Annotated in this window: 28 protein-coding genes (1 of these 28 cut by a window edge); 4 read left to right on the top strand and 24 right to left on the bottom strand. The window is 49.4% G+C overall.

Annotated features, from left to right (window positions below; translation table 11 throughout):
* The 3 genes from HP567_RS05560 to groES all read right to left on the bottom strand — a co-directional run.
* Positions 1-378, bottom strand: partial view of an HAD family hydrolase gene (locus HP567_RS05560; protein WP_173611949.1) — the beginning only. The gene continues 405 nt to the left of window position 1, outside the view; the window shows 378 of its 783 coding nt (coding positions 1-378); the start codon lies at positions 376-378; its stop codon lies off the left edge, out of view.
* 228 nt (positions 379-606) lie between these two features.
* Positions 607-2238 (bottom strand): chaperonin GroEL, encoded by a 1632-nt coding sequence (gene groL, locus HP567_RS05555; protein ID WP_047074052.1) that lies wholly within the window; start codon positions 2236-2238, stop codon positions 607-609.
* A 55-nt stretch (positions 2239-2293) separates the two neighbouring features.
* Positions 2294-2578 (bottom strand): co-chaperone GroES, encoded by a 285-nt coding sequence (gene groES / locus HP567_RS05550; RefSeq protein WP_007721023.1) that lies wholly within the window; start codon positions 2576-2578, stop codon positions 2294-2296.
* Positions 2579-2842: 264 nt separating this feature from the next.
* On the opposite strand from groES, the gene HP567_RS05545 reads away from it, so the two are divergent.
* The gene (locus HP567_RS05545) at positions 2843-4162 is read left to right on the top strand and encodes a CAP-associated domain-containing protein (RefSeq protein WP_173611948.1); all 1320 of its coding nucleotides are present in this window, start codon (positions 2843-2845) and stop codon (positions 4160-4162) included.
* Positions 4163-4227: 65 nt separating this feature from the next.
* On the opposite strand, the gene HP567_RS05540 is transcribed toward HP567_RS05545, so the two are convergent.
* From HP567_RS05540 to HP567_RS05515, 6 genes are all read right to left on the bottom strand, one after another.
* Positions 4228-4647, bottom strand: coding sequence for a hypothetical protein (locus HP567_RS05540; RefSeq protein WP_173611947.1), 420 nt, complete (start codon positions 4645-4647; stop codon positions 4228-4230).
* A gap of 105 nt (positions 4648-4752) precedes the next feature.
* Positions 4753-5529: a twin-arginine translocase subunit TatC gene (gene tatC, locus HP567_RS05535; RefSeq protein ID WP_173611946.1), complete on the bottom strand. Its 777-nt coding sequence runs from the start codon at positions 5527-5529 to the stop codon at positions 4753-4755.
* Positions 5530-5550: 21 nt separating this feature from the next.
* Positions 5551-5916 carry a twin-arginine translocase TatA/TatE family subunit gene (gene tatA / locus HP567_RS05530; protein WP_173611945.1) on the bottom strand — a complete coding sequence of 122 codons (366 nt, stop codon included), beginning with the start codon at positions 5914-5916 and terminating at the stop codon, positions 5551-5553.
* A 61-nt stretch (positions 5917-5977) separates the two neighbouring features.
* Positions 5978-6979, bottom strand: coding sequence for a molybdopterin-binding protein (locus HP567_RS05525; protein ID WP_173611944.1), 1002 nt, complete (start codon positions 6977-6979; stop codon positions 5978-5980).
* Complete coding sequence (locus HP567_RS05520) at positions 6973-7488, bottom strand: MogA/MoaB family molybdenum cofactor biosynthesis protein (protein WP_012684262.1); 516 nt, start codon at positions 7486-7488, stop codon at positions 6973-6975. Before HP567_RS05520 ends, HP567_RS05525 begins: the two co-directional genes overlap by 7 nt.
* Before the next feature lie 131 nt (positions 7489-7619).
* Positions 7620-8198: a 5-formyltetrahydrofolate cyclo-ligase gene (locus tag HP567_RS05515; RefSeq protein WP_173611943.1), complete on the bottom strand. Its 579-nt coding sequence runs from the start codon at positions 8196-8198 to the stop codon at positions 7620-7622.
* 107 nt (positions 8199-8305) lie between these two features.
* Here HP567_RS05515 and abc-f point away from each other — a divergent pair, with 107 nt between their 5' ends.
* On the top strand, positions 8306-10240 hold the full coding sequence (gene abc-f, locus HP567_RS05510) for a ribosomal protection-like ABC-F family protein (RefSeq protein WP_173611942.1): 1935 nt from the start codon (positions 8306-8308) through the stop codon (positions 10238-10240).
* Between the two features lie 8 nt (positions 10241-10248).
* Here the strand turns inward: abc-f and HP567_RS05505 are convergent, their stop codons facing one another.
* From HP567_RS05505 to HP567_RS05475, 7 genes are all read right to left on the bottom strand, one after another.
* The gene (locus HP567_RS05505) at positions 10249-12486 is read right to left on the bottom strand and encodes a hypothetical protein (RefSeq protein ID WP_173611941.1); all 2238 of its coding nucleotides are present in this window, start codon (positions 12484-12486) and stop codon (positions 10249-10251) included.
* 316 nt (positions 12487-12802) lie between these two features.
* Positions 12803-13885 carry a tRNA (adenosine(37)-N6)-threonylcarbamoyltransferase complex transferase subunit TsaD gene (gene tsaD / locus HP567_RS05500; protein ID WP_173611940.1) on the bottom strand — a complete coding sequence of 361 codons (1083 nt, stop codon included), beginning with the start codon at positions 13883-13885 and terminating at the stop codon, positions 12803-12805.
* Complete coding sequence (rimI, locus tag HP567_RS05495) at positions 13885-14340, bottom strand: ribosomal protein S18-alanine N-acetyltransferase (RefSeq protein WP_047074036.1); 456 nt, start codon at positions 14338-14340, stop codon at positions 13885-13887. The genes tsaD and rimI overlap by 1 nt, the downstream gene beginning before the upstream one ends.
* Before the next feature lie 4 nt (positions 14341-14344).
* Positions 14345-15067 (bottom strand): tRNA (adenosine(37)-N6)-threonylcarbamoyltransferase complex dimerization subunit type 1 TsaB, encoded by a 723-nt coding sequence (gene tsaB / locus HP567_RS05490; RefSeq protein ID WP_173611939.1) that lies wholly within the window; start codon positions 15065-15067, stop codon positions 14345-14347.
* Positions 15048-15518: a tRNA (adenosine(37)-N6)-threonylcarbamoyltransferase complex ATPase subunit type 1 TsaE gene (gene tsaE / locus HP567_RS05485; RefSeq protein WP_007721055.1), complete on the bottom strand. Its 471-nt coding sequence runs from the start codon at positions 15516-15518 to the stop codon at positions 15048-15050. Before tsaE ends, tsaB begins: the two co-directional genes overlap by 20 nt.
* A gap of 5 nt (positions 15519-15523) precedes the next feature.
* Positions 15524-16540 carry a thiamine-phosphate kinase gene (thiL, locus tag HP567_RS05480; protein WP_173611938.1) on the bottom strand — a complete coding sequence of 339 codons (1017 nt, stop codon included), beginning with the start codon at positions 16538-16540 and terminating at the stop codon, positions 15524-15526.
* Between the two features lie 98 nt (positions 16541-16638).
* Positions 16639-17100, bottom strand: a complete 462-nt coding sequence (locus HP567_RS05475; RefSeq protein WP_173611937.1) for a SprT family protein — start codon at positions 17098-17100, stop codon at positions 16639-16641.
* Between the two features lie 197 nt (positions 17101-17297).
* Here HP567_RS05475 and HP567_RS05470 point away from each other — a divergent pair, with 197 nt between their 5' ends.
* A complete protein-coding gene (locus tag HP567_RS05470) occupies positions 17298-17636 on the top strand; it encodes a hydrolase/acyltransferase (RefSeq protein WP_173611936.1) in 339 nt (112 codons plus the stop codon).
* A 76-nt stretch (positions 17637-17712) separates the two neighbouring features.
* The gene (gene cmpA, locus HP567_RS05465) at positions 17713-17835 is read left to right on the top strand and encodes a cortex morphogenetic protein CmpA (protein WP_012684250.1); all 123 of its coding nucleotides are present in this window, start codon (positions 17713-17715) and stop codon (positions 17833-17835) included.
* Positions 17836-17860: 25 nt separating this feature from the next.
* Here the strand turns inward: cmpA and HP567_RS05460 are convergent, their stop codons facing one another.
* The 8 genes from HP567_RS05460 to HP567_RS05425 form a co-directional block, all read right to left on the bottom strand.
* Complete coding sequence (locus HP567_RS05460) at positions 17861-20023, bottom strand: Tex family protein (RefSeq protein ID WP_173611935.1); 2163 nt, start codon at positions 20021-20023, stop codon at positions 17861-17863.
* A 97-nt stretch (positions 20024-20120) separates the two neighbouring features.
* On the bottom strand, positions 20121-20909 hold the full coding sequence (gene sigB, locus HP567_RS05455) for an RNA polymerase sigma factor SigB (protein ID WP_173611934.1): 789 nt from the start codon (positions 20907-20909) through the stop codon (positions 20121-20123).
* Entirely contained in the window at positions 20878-21372 is a 495-nt protein-coding gene (gene rsbW, locus HP567_RS05450; RefSeq protein ID WP_173611933.1) for an anti-sigma B factor RsbW, read from the bottom strand. The genes sigB and rsbW overlap by 32 nt, the downstream gene beginning before the upstream one ends.
* Positions 21372-21698, bottom strand: coding sequence for an anti-sigma factor antagonist (locus HP567_RS05445; protein WP_173611932.1), 327 nt, complete (start codon positions 21696-21698; stop codon positions 21372-21374). The genes rsbW and HP567_RS05445 overlap by 1 nt, the downstream gene beginning before the upstream one ends.
* Before the next feature lie 23 nt (positions 21699-21721).
* Entirely contained in the window at positions 21722-22723 is a 1002-nt protein-coding gene (locus tag HP567_RS05440) for a PP2C family protein-serine/threonine phosphatase (RefSeq protein WP_173611931.1), read from the bottom strand.
* A gap of 20 nt (positions 22724-22743) precedes the next feature.
* Entirely contained in the window at positions 22744-23157 is a 414-nt protein-coding gene (locus tag HP567_RS05435) for an anti-sigma regulatory factor (RefSeq protein WP_173611930.1), read from the bottom strand.
* 208 nt (positions 23158-23365) lie between these two features.
* Positions 23366-23716, bottom strand: coding sequence for a type II toxin-antitoxin system PemK/MazF family toxin (locus tag HP567_RS05430; RefSeq protein ID WP_005830205.1), 351 nt, complete (start codon positions 23714-23716; stop codon positions 23366-23368).
* Positions 23717-23719: 3 nt separating this feature from the next.
* Positions 23720-24019 (bottom strand): CopG family ribbon-helix-helix protein, encoded by a 300-nt coding sequence (locus HP567_RS05425; protein ID WP_007721089.1) that lies wholly within the window; start codon positions 24017-24019, stop codon positions 23720-23722.
* Positions 24020-24162 lie beyond the last annotated feature (143 nt).

The following is a 24162-nucleotide window of genomic DNA, read 5'->3' as shown; positions in this document are numbered from 1 at the left end:
CTTGTAAAAGCCATTTGTGACCACGGCTAAAGAAAAGCCCCGCTTCTTTATCTCCTCGAGTACCTGAAGAATTCCATCCTCGAGCAAATGAACCTTGGGCACTACAGAGTGTTTCCGAACCAACAATTCAATATCAATCCTTTTTTCTATACACCACGCATCGCATCTACTGACGAGGATATCATCCCAGTCATACGCTTCTACATAGCGTTCTTGGGACATACGCTGCTCATGCTCGGCTACCATTTCAGAAACAATGTCATGCTCTCTCCCCAATTGACCGGAGATAACACGCGCAATCTCCGGAAATACCCACGCCCCAAACGGGTTTTGCATCAAAGTTCCATCCAGATCAAAGCTAATCCAGCGCTTGCTCATTTTATCACCCCTGATACAAGTCCTTCCATAGATAGTCAAACACACCGTGTTGTATTCCCCAAATAGTGTAAGCACGCCTAACGGAATGGTGCTAAATTTTTCGTTCTTCAAAAAGATCAGCGGGTAAAGGAAGAATTCCACGCTCCAATGAGATGGACGAATATGCACATAAAAAAAGAGACAGACGATTTGTCTGCCTCTTCTTAAAGAAAACGGCAAGCCGCTTTCTTACATCATGCCCATACCGCCCATGCCACCCATATCTGGCATGCCCATAGGAGCTTTGTTTTCTTCTGGTTTGTCAGCAATTACTGCTTCTGTAGTCAGGAACATAGCCGCTACAGATGCAGCGTTGGACAGTGCGGAGCGAGTAACTTTCGCCGCGTCAACGATACCAGCTTCGAGCATGTTTACATACTCTTCAGTTGCAGCGTTGAAGCCAATGCCCACTGCTTCTTTTTTCAGACGCTCTACGATTACAGAACCTTCGAGTCCTGCGTTCGCAGCGATTTGACGAACTGGCTCTTCCAAGGAACGGAGTACGATTTGTACACCTACAGCCTCTTCGCCACCTACATTGATCGCTTCAACTGCTTTGATTGCGTTGATCAAAGTAGTACCACCGCCAGGTACGATACCTTCTTCTACTGCTGCGCGAGTAGAGTTCAGAGCGTCCTCGATGCGGAGTTTTTTCTCTTTCAATTCGGTTTCAGTAGCTGCACCGACTTTGATTACTGCTACACCGCCAGCCAATTTAGCCAGACGCTCTTGCAGTTTTTCGCGATCGAAATCGGAAGTAGTATCTTCGATTTGTTGACGGATTTGGGTTACGCGGCTCTCGATGGAAGCCTTGTCGCCAGCACCTTCAACAACAGTTGTGTTTTCTTTTGTAACCACGATTTTGCCAGCGCGACCCAGTTGCTCCAGCTTAGTGGATTTCAGGTCCAGACCCAGCTCTTCTGTGATTACTTCGCCGCCAGTCAGAGCAGCGATGTCTTGCAGCATAGCTTTGCGGCGGTCGCCGAAGCCAGGTGCTTTAACCGCTACAGCTGTGAAGGTACCACGCAGTTTGTTCACTACGAGAGTAGCGAGCGCTTCGCCTTCAACATCTTCAGCGATGATCAGGAGTGGTTTGCCGCTTTGTACGACTTGCTCCAGTACAGGCAGAACTTCCTGGATGTTGGAGATTTTTTTGTCAGTGATCAGGATGTAAGGGTTGTTCAGAACCGCTTCCATCTTGTCAGTGTCAGTGATCATGTAAGGGGAAGCGTAGCCACGGTCGAATTGCATACCTTCTACTACTTCCAGCTCTGTTACGAATCCTTTGGATTCTTCAACAGTGATTACGCCATCTTTGCCCACTTTTTCCATTGCTTCAGCGATCAGGTTACCTACTTCTTGATCGTCAGCGGAAATAGCAGCTACTTGCGCGATAGAGGATTTGTTCTCAACCGGCTTCGCGATGGATTTGATTTCTTCTACAGCTGCACGAACTGCTTTTTCCATACCACGACGGATAACCATTGGGTTAGCGCCAGCAGTTACGTTTTTCAGACCTTCACGGATCATAGCTGCAGCAAGTACAGTTGCAGTTGTTGTACCGTCACCAGCGATGTCGTTGGTTTTGGTAGCAACTTCTTTAACCAGTTGCGCACCCATGTTTTCGTAAGCGTCTTCCAGCTCGATTTCTTTCGCGATGGTAACACCGTCGTTAGTGATCAACGGAGAACCGAATTTTTTCTCAAGAACCACGTTACGGCCTTTTGGACCGAGGGTTACTTTAACCGCATTTGCCAAAGTTTCAACACCGCGCAGCATGGAGCGGCGAGCGTCTTCAGAGAATTTGACTTGTTTAGCCATCTAAACTCAACCTCCTGTTATGTGTTTATTCGTTCGACTTCCTATGTCAAGAGCCTTAACCGATGATCGCGAGGATATCGGATTCGCGCAGCACGAGGTATTCCTTGTTGTCTACCTTTACTTCAGTACCAGCGTATTTGGAGAAGATTACTTTATCGCCTTCTTTTACTTCCAAAGCGATGCGCTCGCCGTTGTCAGCAACACGGCCAGAACCTACTGCGATTACGCGGCCTTCTTGCGGTTTTTCCTTTGCAGAATCAGGCAAAACGATACCGCTTGCAGTCGTTTCGTCTTTGGAGATAGCTTCGATTACCACACGGTCACCCAATGGCTTAAGCACTAAAAACACCCTCCTCAAAAAATGTAGGTAAACAAATTTACGTTGTTAGCACTCGACTGTTATGAGTGCTAACACCCAATTCCTATAATAATGAATCACTATGTACTTTGCAAGTAGTTTCCCTCACTTTTTTCCATTTGCAACTGCTTGACTACTCTTCCTCCTATTAAATAGCATTCTCTAGCAAAAAGGTTCTAGTATTCGGACACGCTCATATAAATGAAACATAGAATCAGGCAAGCTCGCCAAGGAGGGAATTGTTCCATGCACAAATGGCTCTGGATTGGCTTAATTGCCCTGGGAGTCTTGGGAATCAGCCGTCTCTTCACTTCGGATACTACTTCCTTTATACGGGTCAACCTTAACCCCGCCTCCATCTATTGGGATGGCCGTGAAATCGTCACAAGCGAAAAGCCCGGGTACTACATGCAGGAAGGCAAGGAAATACCAGCTTCCCTAAAATACGAAGGGACGCTATATGTACCTCTCTCCATGATCAGTCGTCACTTGAATAAGCCTGTCGGGTGGGATGAAACTTCCCAAACCGCCTGGGTGGGTCAACCTCCCGTATTCTCCATCGGACAGCCTGAAAAACAGACTACACCCGATGCCGTCCCTGCCTCTCTGTCGCTTCCCCAAAAGCCTGCAACAGCCAAACCACCTGCAGCACTCATTCGAGAGGAGAAGCCTAACACGATTTTTGGCATCGCTCTCGGTATTTCTTCTGAGGAAGTCCACAAACGGTTAGGTGAGCCTGCTCGCAAAGAGCCAAGCAGTCTCGGCTATCAATGGTGGGTGTATAATCGTGACCCTGCGCGATACATTCAAGTCGGCATCGCAAATGACAAAGTCGTCGATGTGTATTCGCTCGCTCCTACAGCAAAGCTCGGAAACATCGGAGTCGGCACCAGCCAGCAATCACTGGAACGTCAGTTGGATGTACAAAACATTGTTTCTTTCTCTTTTCAGGGGGCACACATTCAGATCACCAATCAAAAGCAGCAACGCCCTCTCGTCATGAAAGACGGCACACCCTACATTTATTATTTGGACAAGCAGAATGGCAACAAGGTCACCGCAGTACGTATGATGGATACGCAAATGCTGTTGCGCGGCAGTTTTTACGAAACGAAATGGACCTATCAAGGTCAGGCGCCCAATTTTGATCCCCCTCCGCTTCGTGTTGGTGAACGAGAACAAGTCAATGCTGCATCTGAGCGCCAAATCCTCGATCTGGTCAACGTCTCCCGCTACCGATATAAGCTTCCGCCCCTTCAATGGAATGAAAAGGCTGCCGATGTGGCACGAAAACACAGCATGGACATGGAGGGTAACAATTTCTTCGATCATATCTCTGCGACTACGGGGAGTAATCCATTTGACCGCATGAAAAGTGCCTCTCTCGCTTACAGCATGGCTGGAGAGAATATTGCAGCAGGTTACACGGATGCCATCGAAGCCCATGAAGGTTGGATGAATAGTCCAGGCCATCGTAAAAACGTACTCGAAAAAGGCTTCACCCAGCTAGGAGTGGGTGTATATACAGACTACTTCACCCAAACCTTCCTCACTCCCACAAAATAATCGAAAAGCCCGGTCTCGTCGCTTTTTATGGACGACCGGGCTTGTTTTTGCAAAACAGGTGCACTTTACGGCAATTTAACCTGTTCCCTCAGGTGGTCAACTTTTTCAGTAAACTCCACAACAACCGTCTCATATTCTTTCGTGTGCAGGATCAGCCACGGACGACGCTCCCCTTTTTTGGGCATGATGACAAACATCTCTGCAATCATCGCATCGAGCTTTGCGGATTTTAGCTTGATCGGCTTTGGGGGGACTAGCGGAATTTTTACGATCATAGCGGAATCCAACGATGGATTAAACTCCAAGACCCGCCCGCTCACACTCTGCAAAATCTGTTGGGCTTCCTCCTGAAATCCAGCTGTATTTTCAAAGCTAGCCACAACGCGTTGCTTGTCCGTATCAAACAGCTCAATAGGCTCCCCCAGCCCGGCGGCATTAACAGTACTCCCTGAAAAAAACAACGCCAAACATACGATCAGCCACATGTTCCGCACCTCCCGGATCATAACGACCGTAGTATTTCCCAATTGCTGCTGGAATACCAAAAAAAGTCCTCTGCCACTCAGGACAGAAGACTTTTCTCATACAAGTTATTGAACGGGTTCGTTTGTTTCCAAACTGCCGTATTCTTGTTCCCACGCTTCTTGTTCTTTCAATTGCTTGCGATAAACAACACGGGATAGCCAAATGCTCAGCTCGTACAAAAGCAGCAAAGGGATGATCACGAGAATATCGCTGACAATCTCGGGAGGCGTCAAGGTAATCCCGACGACAGCCAATGCAAAGTAAGCGTAACGTCGTGCTTTTGCCAGCCTCATTGGATTGAGGATGCGCAGTCTCGTCAGGAACATGACGATAATTGGCAACTGGAACAGTATCCCGAACGGAATGACCATATTAAACATGAAACCAAAGTATTGCGCGATTCCGTAGTTCGGGTCAGCGCCCATCGATGCTGTAATACTGGTCATAAACTGCATAACCATCGGGAAAACGACGTAGTAGCCAAACACGATACCAACGATAAACAGAAAACAAGCCGCCGGGATGAAATAAAGCGTCCCGCGCTTTTCATGTACTTCCATCCCTGGTGAGACAAAACGCCAAACGTGATAAAGTGCTACAGGCAGTGTGATGACAGCGCCCACAAGGAAGGCAACCTGCATGTAAACACGAAGTGCGTCTGACGGATGCAACGAGACAATGGGCACGCCATCCGCAATCGGTTCTTGCTTTAAATAATCCACGAGTGGACCGGCGAGGAAAAAACCGACGATCAATGCGACAATAAACACGGCCAGCACCCATATGATGCGCTTGCGCAGTTCCGTCAGGTGTTCTACCACTGTCATTTCCTGATCCTTCATGGTAACCACCAACCTTACCTGTTACGCGTTCTTCTGCTCTTTTTCCATTTGCAGGCGCTCTTGCTCCAGCTTTTCGCGGATTTCTTTTTCCAAGCGCTCGCGTTCCATTTTTTCACGAACTTCGCGTTCAATTCGCTCCCGCTCGGCTGCTTCCTTCTCAGCGATAACCGGCGTTGTTTTGGCAGACGCTTCTTTTGCGGCTAGCTCCTTGCGCTTTTTCTCTTCATCGTCGTCTTCATCATCGCTTGTCAGACTACGCGTAGCATTTTTGAATTCTTTCAAAGTATGACCTACCGCACGCCCCAATTCTGGAAGCTTTTTCGGACCAAAAAGCACCAAGGCTAAAACTAAAATTAAGATTAATCCAGGAATCCCGATTGAGCTCATACGTGTTCACTCCTTTTTCTTGTGAAGTCATTTGCTTTTCGTTATTTGCCAGTCTAACCAGCTAGCACTTTCGTAAACCACCATATCCGAGTCTTGTCATATCGGAAGCCACAATTCGCTCCCCAGCTAAGATGCGCGGCAAAAACACATCAAAGGAAGTAAACGTTTCATGCATGACTGCTCCCGGCAACCCGAGAATCGGCACATCACCTTTGTAAGCAACCATCAGCATGGAGCCCGGCAGCATCGGCGTACCGTAGCGCACCACTTCTGCTCCTACTCCTGCAATCGCTCCCGGCGTGCGATCATCTGGATCGACAGACATGCCCCCCGTGACCAGGATCAGATCGACCCCTTCATCGAGGAATGAGTGAATCTGTTGTTCGATCGCTTCCTTGTCATCTGGGGCAAAACGCTGGTCCACGACAGTAGATCCGAGAGCTTCCACCTTGCTTCGAATGACAGGACCGAACTTATCTGCAATCCTGCCAGAGAAGACTTCTCCCCCTGTCGTAACAAGTCCCACTTTTTTATCCTGAAACGTTTTTACTTGTACAATCGGTTCTTCAAACTGTTTGGCCAGTTGCTCCAGCTCGATGATTCGAGACTCCTCCATAATTAACGGGATGATTCTCGTAGCCGCCAATGTATGTCCGGGATGTACGACCTGATCGCCGTAAATCGTGGAGAACGCAATTCCTTCAAGCTTGTTCAACGCATGGACAGCTTCCTCGTTGATTTTGGCTAAACCTGTTCTGGCGGCCTTCATTGATACTTTGCCCTCATAAGGAGGCGTTAAGGTCAAGCCTGGTCCAGAAACAGCCTTGGCGATACGAATGCCCGCTTCTTCCTCATGGATGTAGCCTTCTGGCATCTCCAGGACGTAAATATGCTCTTTGCCAATGGACAACAGCGGCTCAATATCCGCCTCGGTGACAACATGTCCTTTTTTGAACAAGCGTCCTTTGAATTCTCCAGGCAAAATTTGCGTCATATCGTGAGGAAGCATCATTCCGATCGCTTCACGCACTGGCACTTCCCGCATCTGAGGTTTTTCTACCAATGCAATCCTCCCCAATCTTCGTTTGCTTCTCCCGTTCCTTGCAAAATGTGCAAAGCGTCGGAAAGCATATCGCCAATCGCATTGAAACAGATTTCTACGCCTTTCGGATTCCCAGGGAGGTTGATGATCAATGAATTACCCCTGGTTCCGGCAACGGCACGGGTCAGCATCGCCCGTCGGGATTGCTTCAAACCAGCACGGCGCATTTCTTCGGCCAAGCCTGGAACTGGTCTGTCAATGACCCACGCTGTCACTTCTGGCGTAACGTCACGCGGGCTAAGTCCTGTGCCCCCTGTAACAATCAACAGATCGCATTTTTCGCGGTCTACGAGCTCAATCATATGTTCTTGCAAATCTTCCATATCATCACTAACGGCACGGTATACAGCGACATCTACTTGAAGCCATTCCCTTGTCAGATGACGAACGATTGGCATACGATCGTCCACACGATCTCCTCTGGCAATCGAATCACTTGCAGAAATAACGCCTACCTTCCATTTGCTCACGATACATTCCTCCGGTTTCTCATTCGATAGTATTGTACACTTTTCTGTCAAAAACGTCTCGTCGTTTTTCCTTGGTGGATAGCACCATTCGCAGCAGGAGAAGGCATGAAAAAGCTACTGACACAAAACATTCAAAAATGCAGTAGACCTTTTTCGGTGACAACTGCATCTAGCAAAACATCATGAGACTCTAGGGGCACATGCTCCACAACCTGAATAGAGAAACCGACTCCAACCAAGAACGGGAGCTTTTTCAGCGTTGCCAGAAAGCGGTCATAATAACCACCACCATACCCCATACGTCCGCCCTTGCTGTCAAAAGCAACGCCGGGAACAACGATCGCATCCAAGTGTGATACGTCCGCTTCCTCTGCCAGGGCAGGATCTGGCTCCCAAATCCCGTAGACTCCTTGCTTTAGCATGTGCGTTCCTGTATACCGATACGGAATGAGACGTCTCTCGGCAACGTTTGTGAGCGGCAACCATATGTCTTGGCCTCGCTTTTTTGCCTCATGTAGAAAGGGCAGAATATCCAGTTCATCGCCAAAAGGATGGAAAGCCATGATTGCTTTGGCATCAGCCAGCCTTTCATGAGACAGCAAATGATCGCATACTTCTCTGGAAAGCTGCTCTCGTTCCTTTGCAGACATGGACTTGCGCCTCTCCAAAATATGGCTTCGCAGCTGTTTTTTATTCGTTTTTTGGTCCATGACAACCTCTTCCCTCTTTCGTAACGTGCTTGGGACATTCCCACGAGGCTTGTCCCATCCGCTCTCTCTAGGCTACACTGGCATTAGTATATAAAGAGGTGAATCCGATGATTTTGCTACAAGCTGAACATATAGAAAAAACGTATGGTATCGAAACCATTCTACAAGACATCTCCCTGCAAATTCAAACCGGGGAACGGGTTGGTCTGGTTGGCGTAAACGGTGCAGGCAAATCGACTCTGATGAAGATCCTCGCCGGCGAGCTAAGCTACGACAAAGGAATTATCCGCATTCCAAAGGATGTTACACTCGGGTATTTGGCACAAAACAGCGGCCTTGAATCGGAACGATCGATTTGGGATGAGTTGTTGAGCGTTTTTTCCCATCTACAAAAAGAAGAGCTGGAGCTTCGTGAGCTAGAGGCCAAAATGGGTGATCCGGCTATTCTCGCTGATGAGAAGCGTTACCAGCAACTGTTGGAAAATTACTCTCACCGCTCGGAGGCCTTTAAAGAAAAAGGCGGATACAGCTACGAAGGTGCGATTCGCGGGGTTTTGCACGGTCTGCGCTTTGCAGACTTCGATTACACGACGCCGATCCGCACATTGAGCGGTGGACAAAAGACTCGTCTGGCACTCGCCAAGCTGCTGCTCCAATCTCCGACTATTCTTCTGCTCGATGAGCCGACGAACTACTTGGACATCGAGACACTGACTTGGCTGGAGACGTATTTGCAAAACTATCAGGGCGCCATTCTCGTCGTTTCCCATGACCGTTACTTTTTGGACAAGCTCGTGACCGTTGTTTATGAAATCGAACGGACACGCGCTACCCGCTATGTCGGTAACTACAGCCGCTTCCTCGATGAAAAGGCGGCTCGGCTCGAACAGGATTTGAAGCGATTCGAAAAACAACAGGAAGAGATCGCCAAGCTGGAGGATTTCATCGCGCGAAATATCGCTCGGGCTACGACGACCAAACGTGCACAGAGCCGACGCAAGACGTTGGAAAAGATGGACCGCTTGGACAAGCCGATTATGAACAACAAATCCGTCCACTTCTCCTTTGATGTGGCGAAAATGAGCGGCACCATTGTGATGAAAGCAAACAACGTCGCGATTGGCTACCCGGATGCTGTCCTTTCTCAGGGCCTTACGTTTGAAATCGAGCGCGAGGAGCGTGTGGCCTTGGTCGGTCCCAATGGTATCGGGAAATCGACACTGTTAAAAACGATTGTGGAACAGTTGCCCAAGCTGCGCGGCGATATTCATTTCGGAAGCAATGTAACGATCGGGTACTACGATCAGGAGCATCGTAACCTGAACGAACGGAATACAGTGCTCGGCGAAATTTGGGATGAATACCCGAACATGCTGGAAAAGGATGTCCGCACCTTGCTCGGCAACTTCTTGTTTAGCGGTGATGATGTACAAAAGAAGATCAGCGACCTGTCTGGAGGAGAGCGTGCACGCGTCTCTCTGGCAAAGCTCATGCTGAAGCAAGCAAACTTCCTAATCTTCGACGAGCCGACGAACCATTTGGATATTTTCAGCAAGGAAGTGCTCGAGAACGCCCTCTACGATTATCCGGGTACGATCCTGTTCGTCTCCCATGACCGTTACTTCTTAAACAAGATTGCCACCCGCGTACTGGAGCTGACAGGCGATGGCGTGACCAGCTATTTGGGTAACTACGATTACTTTGTGGAGAAAAAGCAGGAACTGGAAGAGCTCGCAGCCGAACAAGCAGCGCAGCCCGCAAAGAAACAAGGCGGTACCGTAGCGGCACAGCCTGAGAAATCCTCTTATGAGCTAGATAAGGAAGCGAAACGTCGCGAACGTCAACGTCAGCGCCGTTTGGAAGAGATTGAGGTCACGATCCAAAAACGAGAGGCTGACATTGTCAAATGGGAAGAAGAGCTCTGTCTCCCGGAAATTTATAGCGATCATGTGCAGGCAAAAGAACGCAACGATCAAATCCATGCTGCCAAAGAAGAACTGGAGCAGTTGTATGACGAGTGGAGCGCGCTATCAGAGGAGTAATCCCCTCTTTACGTAGAACAGCGCTCCTGTGCAGGCTCCTCCAAGGCGGCATAGAGAGCAGGCACCACCAGAAAGGTAATGCAGGTGGCTGCTGTGACGATGCCTGAGTCATTGAGGATCAACCCAGCCAGTGCACCCACAATGACACCAACAAAGCCTTTAACCAAGTATGGCGTGTCCTTCGCCAGATGGTGCAAAAAGCGGTCGTTTTTCAAGGTGAGAACGCCTAGAGCAATCAGGGAGACGACAAATGCTTTGCTCCAAATCGAAACGCGAATCAAGCGGAGATTCATCGCCAGCTTGCGTTCAATCATCTGCCCTACTTCGGACCATTCCCCATGTACAATCTGCTGAGAAAGCCGTCCAACATGAGTTAAGGGCTGATCTGACATGAGACTGATCGCCATCAAACTGCATACACCCATAACCAGGCCGCCTGCCAACAACAGGAGGCCTTTTTTGCCGATTCGCCAGCCCTCAAGACGTGACAATGCCACGGTAAATCCGATCAACCCGGCAAGAAAACCGCCCGCGTCCGTTCCCAGGTTCGGTGCCACCATATAGTAAAGCACGACACCGTATATAGCCACGGAGACAGCAGGTAACCATTTATTTTCCCTACTTAGCTCCTTTTGTCCCCCACGTATTCTCTCATACAACGAAGCTACTAGCATGATCGTGCTGCCGATCAGAACCCCTTCGTATTCATTTCCTAACCCGTAAAACCTCGCTCCGATTACTGGATCATACCCGAGGTACGATTGTCGCATCAAATGAGCGTCAGTCCATCCGTCTGCCAGCAGGATGGTTGTTGTGACTCCGCTAACCGTCATCACGATTCGCGGGAGAGCATGAGCTTCCTGCCAAAAAGCCGCGATCAAGGCAGTCATGATGAGCCCTCCCAAGACAACCGCGCCAGATACCTGCCAGTCGAGCAGGCTCTCTGCCAAGAGCAATGCGGGAAACCATAATAAAGCCAGCAGCGCGAGACGTATTCCTCTACGAAGCCGAAAATGTCCCACTCCTTCCCGCTTCCGACCAAACCACCAGAGAACAACCGCACATCCTACAATGACAATCTGCAGCATGACATAGGTATATAGCACGGCTGGCCGTGTCGCATATGTATGATGAATTGCGTCTACCTGATTCTGAAGGGCAAGAAGGCCATCCCCTTTTTCAATACGTATGACATGACCAGCCAATCCTTTTGGTACGGGTACGTCCAGCCAAGACAATATAGTTGGTACCATATCGAGTCCACTGATTAATCCCGACTTTCTCGTGGTAGCTGATGTCAAAAGTCCACTCGCTTTGTCTCCCCACATTAACACTGGAGACAAGAGAGCCTTTTCTTTTGTCGCCACACGATTGACGGCTGGCGATGCCAATACAATTCGTTGGTGTGGTTTACGTTCCACAAGGAGCTGGTCAAGGAAAAGAGACAAATCACGCAAAACGCGGTGATGCTGCCGGGTAAACTGATCCGGGTCCATATCCGCACTCAACTGGTATAACCGGGATAAATCTGAGAGTTGAGCAATGATCAAGCCCGCTTGACGCTCACTGCGGATTTTCTCAAGCAGGTACGTGTAATTGGTCTTGATCCCGTACGGATAGCCACGAAGGAGCTCCATGCTTTTTGAAGAAATGTCCCCTTTCGGAATCCTTCCTTGCTGATCCATCGCAAACAGAACAGCATGTCTCTGGCGGAAATCCTCATAGTCACCATTTCCGTATAAAGCGACCTGAATGTTGTTGGCTGCAAGCACGGTCCCAAGAAGCCCGATTTGCGCAGAATACGGTTTCTCCCGATTATCTGCCAAGAGCCGGAAAATACCCGGAAAAATGATCGAGGAGCGCGCCACCTCCTGCGCCTGATCACTGCCTAGCTCTTGCGCCCGTTCAACTGCTGTTTCCCTGGACGAGAGCGCCTCGTATGGATGATAGCCTGTCCCGCTCTTATCAGAGTAAAGCGCTTGACCGCCGCTCCCCATAAGTAGGTAGCCGTTTGCGGCTGTGCGCGATCCGGGTGTTCTTATGGAAAGAGCCCCAGCTCCTGCACCATCCAGCCATTTATCCACAGTAGATAACTTTTTGAGCTGCTCCAGATCATGAAACGACATCCCCTCCACAAACAGCATGATGACTTGTTGTTTTTCCTTTGCCATCAACGGTTTTCCTATATTTGTAGCTAGAAACAATATCAGGAATGACAAGCAAATCAGCGCAAGTTTCTTTCTCACGAGTCTCCCCCCTGTTGATAACTCGACTTTTTTATCCACATTTTCCACAAAATAATCCACAGAGTACATGCGGTTTTCCCGGTCATTTTCTCGTGTTATCACCAGTATTCACAGGAGTACATGTGAACAATCCAGAAAGTTATCCTATGATGTGGATAAATCATAGGAGATGGACGGAACAGCTACACCTTTTGCTTCTGCTTGCTTCTGCTAGCATATAGGGGTGTAATATTTTCTGGTGAGGCCCCCAGTAATTTTAAACAAACAAAAAAAGCATCTCTGATCCAACCTCAGAGATGCTTTTATTCCATTCACTCTATTGCTCAGAAAGCGACAGGCTTGGGACTCCGTTTAAATCAAGCCCTTCAAACTGTCCTTTTTCATACTTGATAAAGCCTGCTGCCCCAATCATCGCAGCGTTGTCTGTGCATAACGAGAACGGAGGAATCACGAGAGGAATTCCTTCTGCCTCGCATCTCGCTTGCAGTCTCTCACGCAGTCCACGATTCGCCGCAACGCCCCCAGCCAGCAATACCTGCTTCGCTCCATGCGAGCGAGCAGCCCGAATCGTCTTTTCTACGAGCACCTCTGTTACAGAGTCTTGGAAGCTTGCCGCCAGATTCGCCGGTTCGATCGTCTCTCCTCGCTGTGCTGCATTGTGCAAGGTATTGAGCACAGCTGATTTCAAGCCACTGAAGCTGAAATCGTAGGAATCTGGCTCCAGCCATGAACGAGGGAGCGGTACATTTGCCTCCCCTTCATGTGCGAGGCGATCAATATGAGGTCCGCCTGGATACGGCATATTCAGCGCTCGTGCTACTTTGTCGTACGCTTCCCCTGCAGCGTCATCCCGCGTTTCCCCCAAAATCTCAAACTGACCGTGCTCCTTCATCCAGACAAGCTCTGTGTGCCCGCCCGATACGACGAGCGCAATCAGCGGAAACTCCATTTCTTGCACCAGACGATTCGCGTAAATATGACCCGCGATATGATGCACTCCGATTAGCGGGATGCCTCTGGCTATGGAAATGGCTTTTGCTGCTGCCACGCCAACTAACAGGGCTCCGACAAGCCCAGGCCCGTACGTCACCGCAATTGCCTGAATGTCATCCAACGTTTTTCCAGCTTCGGTCAGGGCCTCTTCGATGGTTAGCGTAATATTCTCTACATGTCTGCGAGAAGCCACCTCCGGCACGACTCCGCCAAACCTTTTATGGATATCGGCTTGGGAAGCGATGACGTTCGACAGTACCTCCTGACCATCGCGAATGACAGCAGCCGATGTCTCGTCGCAGCTTGTTTCAATTCCTAAAATATAAGTAGGAGCACCTGATTCCCTATGTGCTTCGTATTTTTGCTGTATGCGCTTCTCGTAGCGCGACGTATACGTCTTGTTCATTACAATGTCACCCACATAATGATTGCGTCCTCATTGTTATCCGAATAATATCCCTTGCGCCGCCCATGCTCTTTAAAGCCGAGCTTGATATACATGTTCCGCGCGACTGTGTTCGAAGGTCGAACTTCGAGCGTCATGCTATGGGCACCCTGCATCTTGGCAACACCCATCATTTTGATCATCAGCGCCAATCCAACCTTCTTTCCACGATATAATGGATGGACGGCGATATTGGTAATGTGTGCCTCATCGATCACGATCCACATGCCGCAATAAGCGATAACCCGATTTTGGTGAACGACGACTACATAGCGTGCATTTGGATTTCTCGTCAGCTCGTTGACAAATGCATCATGCGGCCATGGAGTTGTAAAAGCCAAGCGCTCCAGCTCTGCCACAGCCCCAACGTCCTGCATCGTCATATAACGATATTCCAAATCGATTGGTTGACTCATGCTTTTACTCCTTTACGGCCCCCGCCTGCTTTTGGGCAAGCCACTTCGCTTCTGCTTCTGCCAGTTGCAAATACTCTGGAACCAGTTCATGCGCATTTCCGCCGTCTTGAAGCTTGCGCAGTGCCACATAGCCGATATGGGCAGCACGCGGGTGATTGAACGCTGGAGAAGCAAATTGCGCCTGATTCCCTAACTCTTGTACAATCGTCTCCCGGTGAAGCCTTACATCTTCACCCAAGAACAAAATCGGCTCTCCTTGCGCCTGATCTCGCAACAGTGGCAGCCATTCACGCAACAGGATGATTTGTTCTGTGGACTGCGCTCGCACCGCCTCCATGCCATCGGAACGATAACAGCCGGTATACACTTGACCTCTGCGCGCATCGAACAGCGGTACAATCAATCCAGAGAACCCGGTGGCATTCATGGCGATTACCTCCAGACTGGATACACCGATGACTGGCACATTCAGTGACCAAGCCATGCTTTTTGCAGAGGCAACACCGATTCTCACGCCCGTGTAGGAGCCTGGTCCATTCGCCACCCCGAAACCACTGAGATCCTCTGGCGCTGTTCCTGTTGCATCGAGCAGTTCACTGACGCAGTCCATCAGACGCACGGAATGGTTTTTTTGCTGGTTCGTCGTCATTTCGGCCAAGACCCGCTCTTCCTCTACCACAGCTACACTTAGCACCAGATTCGATGTATCAATCGCCAGTACGCGCATCAAAATCAAACTCCTCACACAATTTCACATAACGATTCCCTTGAGGAACCAGCTCGATCATCCGCTGTTCCTCTCCTTCTCTACGCAGGAAGACGGTCATCCGATCTGTCGGCAGGACATCCTCGATTAAAGAGGCCCACTCTACGACACAGACACCTTCTCCAAAAAAGTAATCGTCCAGACCAAGAGAGTCTGGATCATCGCCTACCCGGTAGACGTCCATATGGTAAAGCGGCAAGCGCCCCTGATATTCTTTTATGATGGTAAAGGTCGGACTGTTCACTACTTGTCGAACTCCTAGTCCTTTGGCCAACCCCTGGGTAAAAGTCGTCTTGCCCGCTCCCAGATCCCCCTCCATCGCGAGGAAGTCACCTGGCTCAAGCAGACTTGCCAGTTGCTCGGCAAAGCGCTGCGTCTCTTGCGCTCCCGTGAGCCTCCAAGTATAGCTCATCTCTTTCATCCACTCCTAAAATGGTTGAATCCTGCTTTGGGCAACGGGAGCTGTTGATCATCGCGCTGAAGCATCAATTCTGGTTCATGCCTCTTCCCCACCACCTCACCGATGACAGTAAATGGTACACCACTAGCGGCAAATTGCTTACTTACCGCTTCGTAGTGACTTTTCGCAAGCGTTCCGACCAATTGATAATCTTCACCGCCATAAAAAGCCCATTCCAGCGGATCTTTTTCCACGTACCGTGCATACTTCCGAACTTCGTCATGGATCGGTACCGTTGCAGCATCGACCAAGATCGATACACCACTCGCCTCAGCAATCTCCCACAGCTCTGAGGCAAGTCCATCACTTACATCATTCAGTGCACTACATGCCCCTGATTCCATCAGCAGTCTGCCCGCCTTTATTTGGGCAACGGGACGCTGATGGGCATCCATCAATGTCTCCCAAGGTAAAGAGACACCCCTTTCAGCAGTCTCGCCTTGCAGGAGAAGATGTAGTCCTGCTGCAGAAGTTCCGACATGCCCTGTAACAAAAACAAGCTGCCCAGGCTTTGCTTGTGAGCGGCGAATGGCACGCCCTTTTTCCACCTCACCCAGTACGGTAACACTTAGGTGCAGGGCATCAGGCGCAGAAACGGTGTCGCCACCAATGACACGAACTCCATATGCCTGACAAGCCTCGTAAATACCTTCATAGATTTGCTGGCATTCGGCAGGCGTCCATTGCGGACTTACCGCGATACTGACAAGTGCATACCGGGCAACCCCGCCCATCGCTGCAACATCGCTCACATTGCTGATAACAGCTTTATATCCGATATCACTAGGATTCATCGTTTTCTTCAAAAAATGAACCGTCTCCACCATCGCATCGCAGCAGGCTACGACTTCCATTTCTGGCGTTGGGGAGAAGACAGCGGCATCATCCCCTATCCCGACGGTCAAACCGTTCCCTTCCTGCCCCGCAGAACGACTTGTCCATTGCCGGATCAGGGAAAATTCGTCGTGTGCCACTTCAAACGCTCCTTTTCCTTCGCGGAAAACATTTTTCGTCTGTTCATTATACCCCTGCTGTCAAAAGACGTGCAAGAAAGCTAAACGCCTCTGACTCTTTATGTCGTAAGCTCGCGCAACAGCAGCTTTCCTTTGCAGCGCCCACAACGATAGCGGCTCGGGTTCATCATTCGTTTACGTTTGTAGCTCATACCACATTCCTTGCAAACCAACTCGTAGCGATAAGGCAGGGTTGTACGTCCGTTTCCTACCTGTTGACAGTATCTGCTCCCCCCGACCTGATGCAGAAGCAGTTGAAAATCCTGATCCGCGTGACGATACCCGCGCTTTTCTATGTGCAAATGATAATGGCAAAGCTCATGCTTAATGATCGCAATCAATTCCTCCACACCATGCTCCTGCAAATGCTTCGGGTTCAATTCAATGTCATGCGAGCGCAGCAAATACCTCCCGCCAGTCGTGCGCAATCTGCTGTTAAAGCGGGCCTGATGGCGAAAGGGCTTGGCAAAAAATTCGCTGGATATTTGCTCTACCAGCATTTGCAGTTCCGTATCGGTCATCTCATCTCCTCCGCTTCCTTCTTTTCACCATAGCAGTTCCAGTTGAAAAGTGCCAGACAGATAGGCTACACTGAGTGCAAATAAACGGTTATAACTGTTTATTTGCCGACCACATGCGGTCATATCCTGTTTAATGAAAAACGTCAAGACGTTTTTCACAAATAAACGGTCATTTAGACAGAATGGTGGAGGAGTTCATGCGCTATTTGTTGTTGCAGTCCAGTGACGGACTACAGTTTGTCTCGTTGCCCGAAACGCATATGTACCAATTAATCGCTCTATTAAAACGACTTAACAAGGAAATCGACAAATTGACGATCACAGAGCGCCCTGAATTGCCTACGGTTCTGGCAGACTGTGCGGATGTGGAACGGTTAGAGAGCGGGCTTTCGATCGTGGATGGTTTGGCGTACGTCAGTGGTCTGGAGCGACGCTTCGCTGCCCTACAAGAGACCGAGTATCCCCTCATCTCTTTATTGACAGAGATCCGTGCCCTGCAAGCCCAATTGGAGTATTTGCACGAAGAAGAAGAGTAAATAAAAATTCTAGGCACCTCCTGCTCGTCTCGGCGCATACATTGCCTATAGACGAATATCTCCAGGAGGTACTTTCATGCCACAATGGATGCGCAGGCAGTTGCAACGTGCCTTTAATGGGAAGGACGTTCGCCAAATCCGTGTGCTCAACAGTTGCTGGTTCTTATATTTAGAAAAAAATGGCGGCCGCCCTGACTGACAGGAGGCCGCCTTTTAGTTCATTCTTACCCTTCCGTTGGGGCGATCATGGTCATCCCTACACGCTGACGTTTCTCGTCAATTTCTACTACCCATACATCTACGATATCGCCAACAGTCACCACTTCAAGTGGATGTTTCACAAAGCCCTTCTTCAAGCGGGAAATGTGTACGAGACCGTCGTTTTTCAGACCGATATCCACAAACGCTCCGAAGTCGACCACGTTGCGCACAGTACCTTGCAGCTTCATGCCCACACTCAGATCAGACAACTGAAGGACATCACTTCGCAAGAGTGGTTTTGGCAGTTCGTCACGCGGGTCGCGACCAGGACGCAAGAGGCTGTCTACAATGTCTTGCAGTGTTGGCTCGCCAACCCCAAGCTTCGCAGCGGTCTCTTTTACATCCAAAGACTGCAAGCGTTCCTTGCAGTTCTCACTGCCGATCTCCTGAGCGCTAATGCCCAGCATCGACAGCAACTGGTGGGTCGCATCGTACGATTCCGGGTGAATCGGTGTTTTATCCAGTGGATTCGCTCCGTCCATCACGCGCAAAAATCCGATGCACTGCTCGTACGTTTTAGCACCTAAGCGTGGAACCGCCTTTAGCTGGGAGCGCTCCGTGAACTTCCCGATCTCGTCCCGTTTTTTCACGATATTCCCCGCCACTTGACGGCTGATCCCTGATACATACTGCAAGAGAGAAGGAGAAGCCGTATTCACATCTACCCCGACATGGTTTACGGCAGACTCAACCACAAACTGCAGACTGTCTGCCAGCCTTGATTGGGAAACATCGTGCTGGTACTGACCGACCCCAACGGACTTTGGATCGATTTTGACCAACTCCGCGAGCGGGTCTTGCAAACGTCGGGCGATCGATGCCGCACTTCGCTCTGCTACATCCAGGTCCGGGAATTCTTCCTTAGCCAAGGCGGATGCGGAATACACGGATGCTCCTGCCTCGTTCACGATGATGTACATCACCTCACGCTTCAGCTCTTTCAGCAGCGTGGCAATGAACTGTTCTGTCTCGCGCGAAGCAGTACCGTTCCCAATCGCGACAACCGTAACTCCATAGGTTTCGATCAACTGCTTCACTTTCACTGTAGCTTCTGCCACTTTATTGGCCGGAGGGGTTGGATAAACGACTGCAACCTCCAGCAGTTTGCCGGTTTCGTCTACAACGGCGAGCTTACAGCCTGTACGAAACGCCGGATCTACCCCAAGGACGACTTTGCCTTTTACAGGCGGTTGAAGCAGCAAATTGCGCAGGTTTTCCGCAAAGATGTGAATAGCACGTTCCTCGGCTGCCTCTGTCAATTCAGCGCGCACCTCTCGTTCAATAGAAGGGGCAATCAGGCGCTTATACGCGTCCTCGACTGTCAATGTCAGCAGATCGCGGGCAACTGTCTCATGCGGAATGGTGCGTTTTTGCATCCAAGCCAAAATCTCTGCGACTGGGGCCTCAATAGAAACCTTCAAAATACCTTCGTTTTCTCCCCGATTGATGGCCAGTACCCGATGGGGAACGACCTTTTTCAGAGGCTCACTATATGCGTAATACATCTGGTATACATTTTTCTCGTCTGCTTCTTCGGCTTTCTGCTCCGTCAGAAGCAATCCTTTTTGCACGGTGCGTTGACGAATCCACTGGCGAATTTCTGGGTCATCAGACAGAAGTTCCGCCACGATGTCCATTGCTCCTTGCAGAGCTTGCTCAGTCGTCTCGACGCCTTTTTCCGGGTTGATATATGGTTTTGCTTCTTCTTCCGGATTCCCGGTTTTCGGTAAGCTCATGAGGTAGTTGGCAAGTGGCTCTAGTCCCTTCTCCTTGGCCATGGTTGCACGCGTGCGGCGTTTTTGGCGGTAAGGGCGGTACAGATCCTCTACCTCTTGCAGCTTTGTCGCACGTTCAATAGCTGTGCGCAGCTCGTCCGTCAGCTTGCCTTGCTCATCGATGAGCCGAACAACTTCTTCCTTCCGCACTGACAGGTTGCGTAAATAGCGAACGCGTTCCTCAATCGCTCGAATTTGTGTTTCATCTAGCTGCCCCGTCATTTCTTTGCGGTAGCGGGCAATAAAAGGAACCGTGTTTCCTTCATCCAGAAGGGCAACCGTGCGCTCCACCTGGTGAGGTTTGACACCCGTATCTTGGGCGATTGTCTGGATCATCAACGTAAGCTCCATACCTGTCCTCCTGCGCTCATTCTTCGTCGTTTATTGTACCACATTTGCTAACAAGGACTGGAAAAAGGGAAGAAAAAAGAGGAGCCACTTGGCCCCTCTACGTCGCGGTTTCCAGCTGTTCCACTCTCAATGCTTCTCGCAGCTTGCCCAACGCCCTGCGCTGAAGGCGGGATATATGCATCTGCGACATCCCCATGATGTCCCCAGCTTGCTTCTGACTCAAATTTTGATAAAAAGTTAATTGAATGATTTCTTTTTCACGATGATCCAAAATTTGCAGGGCCCGCTCCAGCATCAGATTCTGCTCGACTGCTCCGTACCCTTCTTCCGTCGTCCCCACCAGGTCGAGTAAAGAAATGGTGTTGCCGTCCAGATCCGCTTCCAGCTCGCTGTCCATAGAGAGAGAATGATAGCTGCGCCCCATCTCCAATGTCTCCAGAATCGCTTCTTCTGTAACGCCGAGGCTGTTGGCAATGTCCGCAATTTGGGGAGAACGCTGCAGCTTGATCGTGAGCTCGTCGACCACCCTTTTGATCTTCGGGCTCAGCTCCTTTACTCTGCGCGGAACATAGACACTCCATGTCTTGTCCCGAATATAGCGTTTAATCTCCCCTACGATAGTCGGAATCGCAAAGCTCTCAAATGTCCGCTCAAAGCTAGGGTCGAACCGACGAAAGGAAGCAAGCAGGCCGATTAATCCCACTTGCACGAGGTCTTCATACATGACTTGTCCGCGAACAAACTTCTTCGCTAACGATTCCACAAGAGGAGTATAGGCCCTCACCAGTTGTTCCTGTATCGCAGGATCTTTTGTTTCACCATACAGGTGGATGAGCTCCTTCAACTCCTCTGGACTACATTTCTGCTTCCGAGATTGTCCAGTCATTGCCAGCCACCCCATCCTGCCGAACATACTTGGTCATGGAGACTACTACTCCTGACTCAGAGCGAATCTCCACCTCATCCATAAGCGTGTGGATGAGATAGAGCCCGAGCCCGCCCTCATCCAAATCCTCAAGGTTTTTCCCTGCATAAATCGGCGTCAGTTGCTCAGCAATGAGCTCATTTGAAAACCCAACGCCCTGATCGCTTATCTCGATCACCAATCGATCTTCATAAACGTGGCATTGGATATGAATGGAGCAAGGATTCTCTGTTTCCTTGTATGCATGTCTTACTACATTCGTGCATGCTTCTCCGACGGCAAGCTTGATATCCTCAATCTCGTCATAAGAAAAGCCCATACGGTTGGCTATACCGGATACAGTCAGACGTGCTACTCCCAAATACTCCGCCTTGCTTGGCAAAGTCAATTGAATCACGTCTGCCTGAGGTCGATTTGGACCCATTACTCGCTCTCTCCTTTGCGGATGGCAATATGATCGTATAAGCCAGTGATGCGAAATAGCCTTTCCACACGCGGAGACAATTTGTGCACCTCAAATGTACGATTTCGTTGGATGCACTCTTTCATAATCCCGATGAAAATTCCGATTCCGGTACTGTCCATGTATTCTACTGCTTCCAAATCAACCGTAATGTGATTGATATCCGGCTTGGTGACGAGTGACATGAGTGTTTCCTTTACTTTCGGTGCTGTAAAAGCATCAATATCTCCACCAAGGACCACTCGGTGCTCAGTTCCAAGGCTCGTTGTCTTAATTAGCAGGTCCATCTGCTTCTCCCCCCGTATGTTGCTTAGGTTCTTCGAAGTACAATCATGGTGTAATCATCCAGCAGGTTAAATTGGGAGAGCAGAAGCAGTCTATTGTACAGGCCGTTTGCCATCTTTTGGGCAGATTCGCCCACCTCTTTTTGCAAATGGTGTACAAGCTCTTCCCTTTGCAAATAATATCGGTTATTTTTGCATTCTGTTACACCATCCGTCAGAAGAATCAGAACATCATTTATTTCTAAATAAATCTCCTGAACCTGGTATTCACTGTTTGGGCATAAACCGAGTGCATTCCCTCGCCCTTCGAGATCGTAAAATTTTCCTTCCGCCGACTTGTACAAAAATCCTGGCTCGTGTCCTGCCATCGCATAACGGAAACAGTGTTCCACTGAGTCGTAACTGCCAAAAAGCATCGTCACAAACATGCTCGGATCAATATTTCTTCCCACGATCCGGTTTAAATGGTGCAGCATTTCATCGGGACCCAGCTCCATTTGTCCAAGGCTGTCTATTGCATATTTCACCATCGACATACACATCGCAGCAGGCATTCCTTTTCCGGTAATGTCTGCAATAGCGACGCCAAAACGCCCGTCACTTTGCTCAATGAAGTCGTAATAGTCGCCCGAGATTTGTTTCGCGGCAATACTCACTACGCCAATCTCCAGCTCTGGGTAGACCGGAACTTCACTTGGCAAAAGGGATTGCTGCATCGCTTTGGCCACGGCTATTTCTGATTCCATCTGTTGATGCCGATTCCGCCAGCTATTTACGGATCGGTGCTCGTTCCCATATTCAATCATGACCTCTGTCAAAATGGAGAAGGAGGAGCGCACAAACTCTGGCACTTCCCCAAGCTGCTCAAGCGCTTGCGCATGCAAATCAGTTATTTCTTCTGGTGAAATATCTTGAGAAAGCATCCATTTGCCCAACTGCTGGGCTCCATAAAGCTGGTCCTCCCCTTGAGCACTCAGGTAATCCCGAAGAATTTTGACATACTCTTCCTGGAAGCTCCGGGTTACCATCTATCTCATTCCTCCTTTGCTTAATCGCTCCACTTCACAACAACGACACGCGTCCCTTCTCCCAGGGTACTGTGGATCTCAAATTCATCCATCATGCGCCTGACACCCGGCAATCCGGCCCCGAGGGCACCCGAAGTCGAATAGCCATCATCTAATGCCTGGCGGATATCAGGAATCCCTGGACCGCTGTCATGTGCTATTATTTGCAGGCCGATCACTCCTTCGCGCTCAATCGGCGAAATGGTGATCGTCCCCGTACCCGCATACAAATAAATGTTGCGAGCTAATTCAGAGATTGACGTGGCGATGCGGGACTGCGTGATCGTGCCAAAGCCAAACGACTTCGACATATTTCGCCCCACTTGTCGCGCCGTCACGATGTCTGATTCTTGTTCTATATTGATTGTCTCAGGAGAATAGTCTGCCACAACCAAAAAAACCCCTTCCGCCTCGCTTGGTAGGTAGAAATGAGTTTTTTCTCTACCTCGAAAAATAAATCATATTGTGTCACATTTTGTCTGATATTCTCTTTTCGAACAGTTCGATGTGTACCTGCGAAATCCCTGCAAATTTGACAGCAAAAAACCACTTGCTTCACTCAAGTGGCTTTTCCTATCAAATGGTCTGATCTTTTTTCACACGTTAAAAATCAATGAGTCCTAAACTGATTTGCAAGGATTCATTAACCCGATCCATCATCTCGTCATCGAGATGCGTAATTTTATCAGTGAGACGTTGTTTGTCAATGGTTCGTATTTGTTCCAACAGAATAACGGAGTCACGATCAAATCCATAAGTTTTTGCGTCAATTTCCACATGCGTAGGCAGCTTCGCCTTTTGAATCTGCGCCGTAATGGCAGCGACGATGACCGTCGGACTAAATCGATTTCCAATGTCGTTTTGAATGACTAAAACAGGCCGTACGCCTCCTTGCTCAGAGCCAACGACCGGGGACAGGTCCGCGAAAAACACATCGCCACGTTTGACAATCACCAGTCACACCCCGCTAACTAAGCGGACAAGAGTATGGTCAGCCTCTTCTTCAGCGCCAAAAGCCTCCGATGCCATATTCAGATTGATCTTCGCCATCTCCATGTACCCTTTTTGCATGGTCTCACGGATTGTGCGTTTTTTTCGCTCTTTCAAATACAAATGCATCGCTTGGCGAATAAACTCGCTGCGATTGGATTTTTCCTTTTGAATAACGCCATCCACTTCCTGAAGCAAGTGTTGTGGCAAGCTGATCATGATGCGTTTCGTGTTTGACTTCGACAAGACAAATCCACCTCCAACCATGACCGTAACTTCCATCCGCTATGCTGGTTCTTGAAAGAACAGCCAATATGAACAATACCATTATGTCGAATCCATTGCAAAAATATACCTACTGTGCGCTTTTTCGGTGAAAAAACGTGAGTGTAAACAATCCAAAGGTGCAG

Source organism: Brevibacillus sp. M2.1A (genome assembly GCF_013284355.2).
GTDB lineage: Bacteria > Bacillota > Bacilli > Brevibacillales > Brevibacillaceae > Brevibacillus.
The sequence above is the reverse complement of the archived record's forward strand: the minus strand, read 5'-3'. Positions and strand labels throughout refer to the sequence as shown.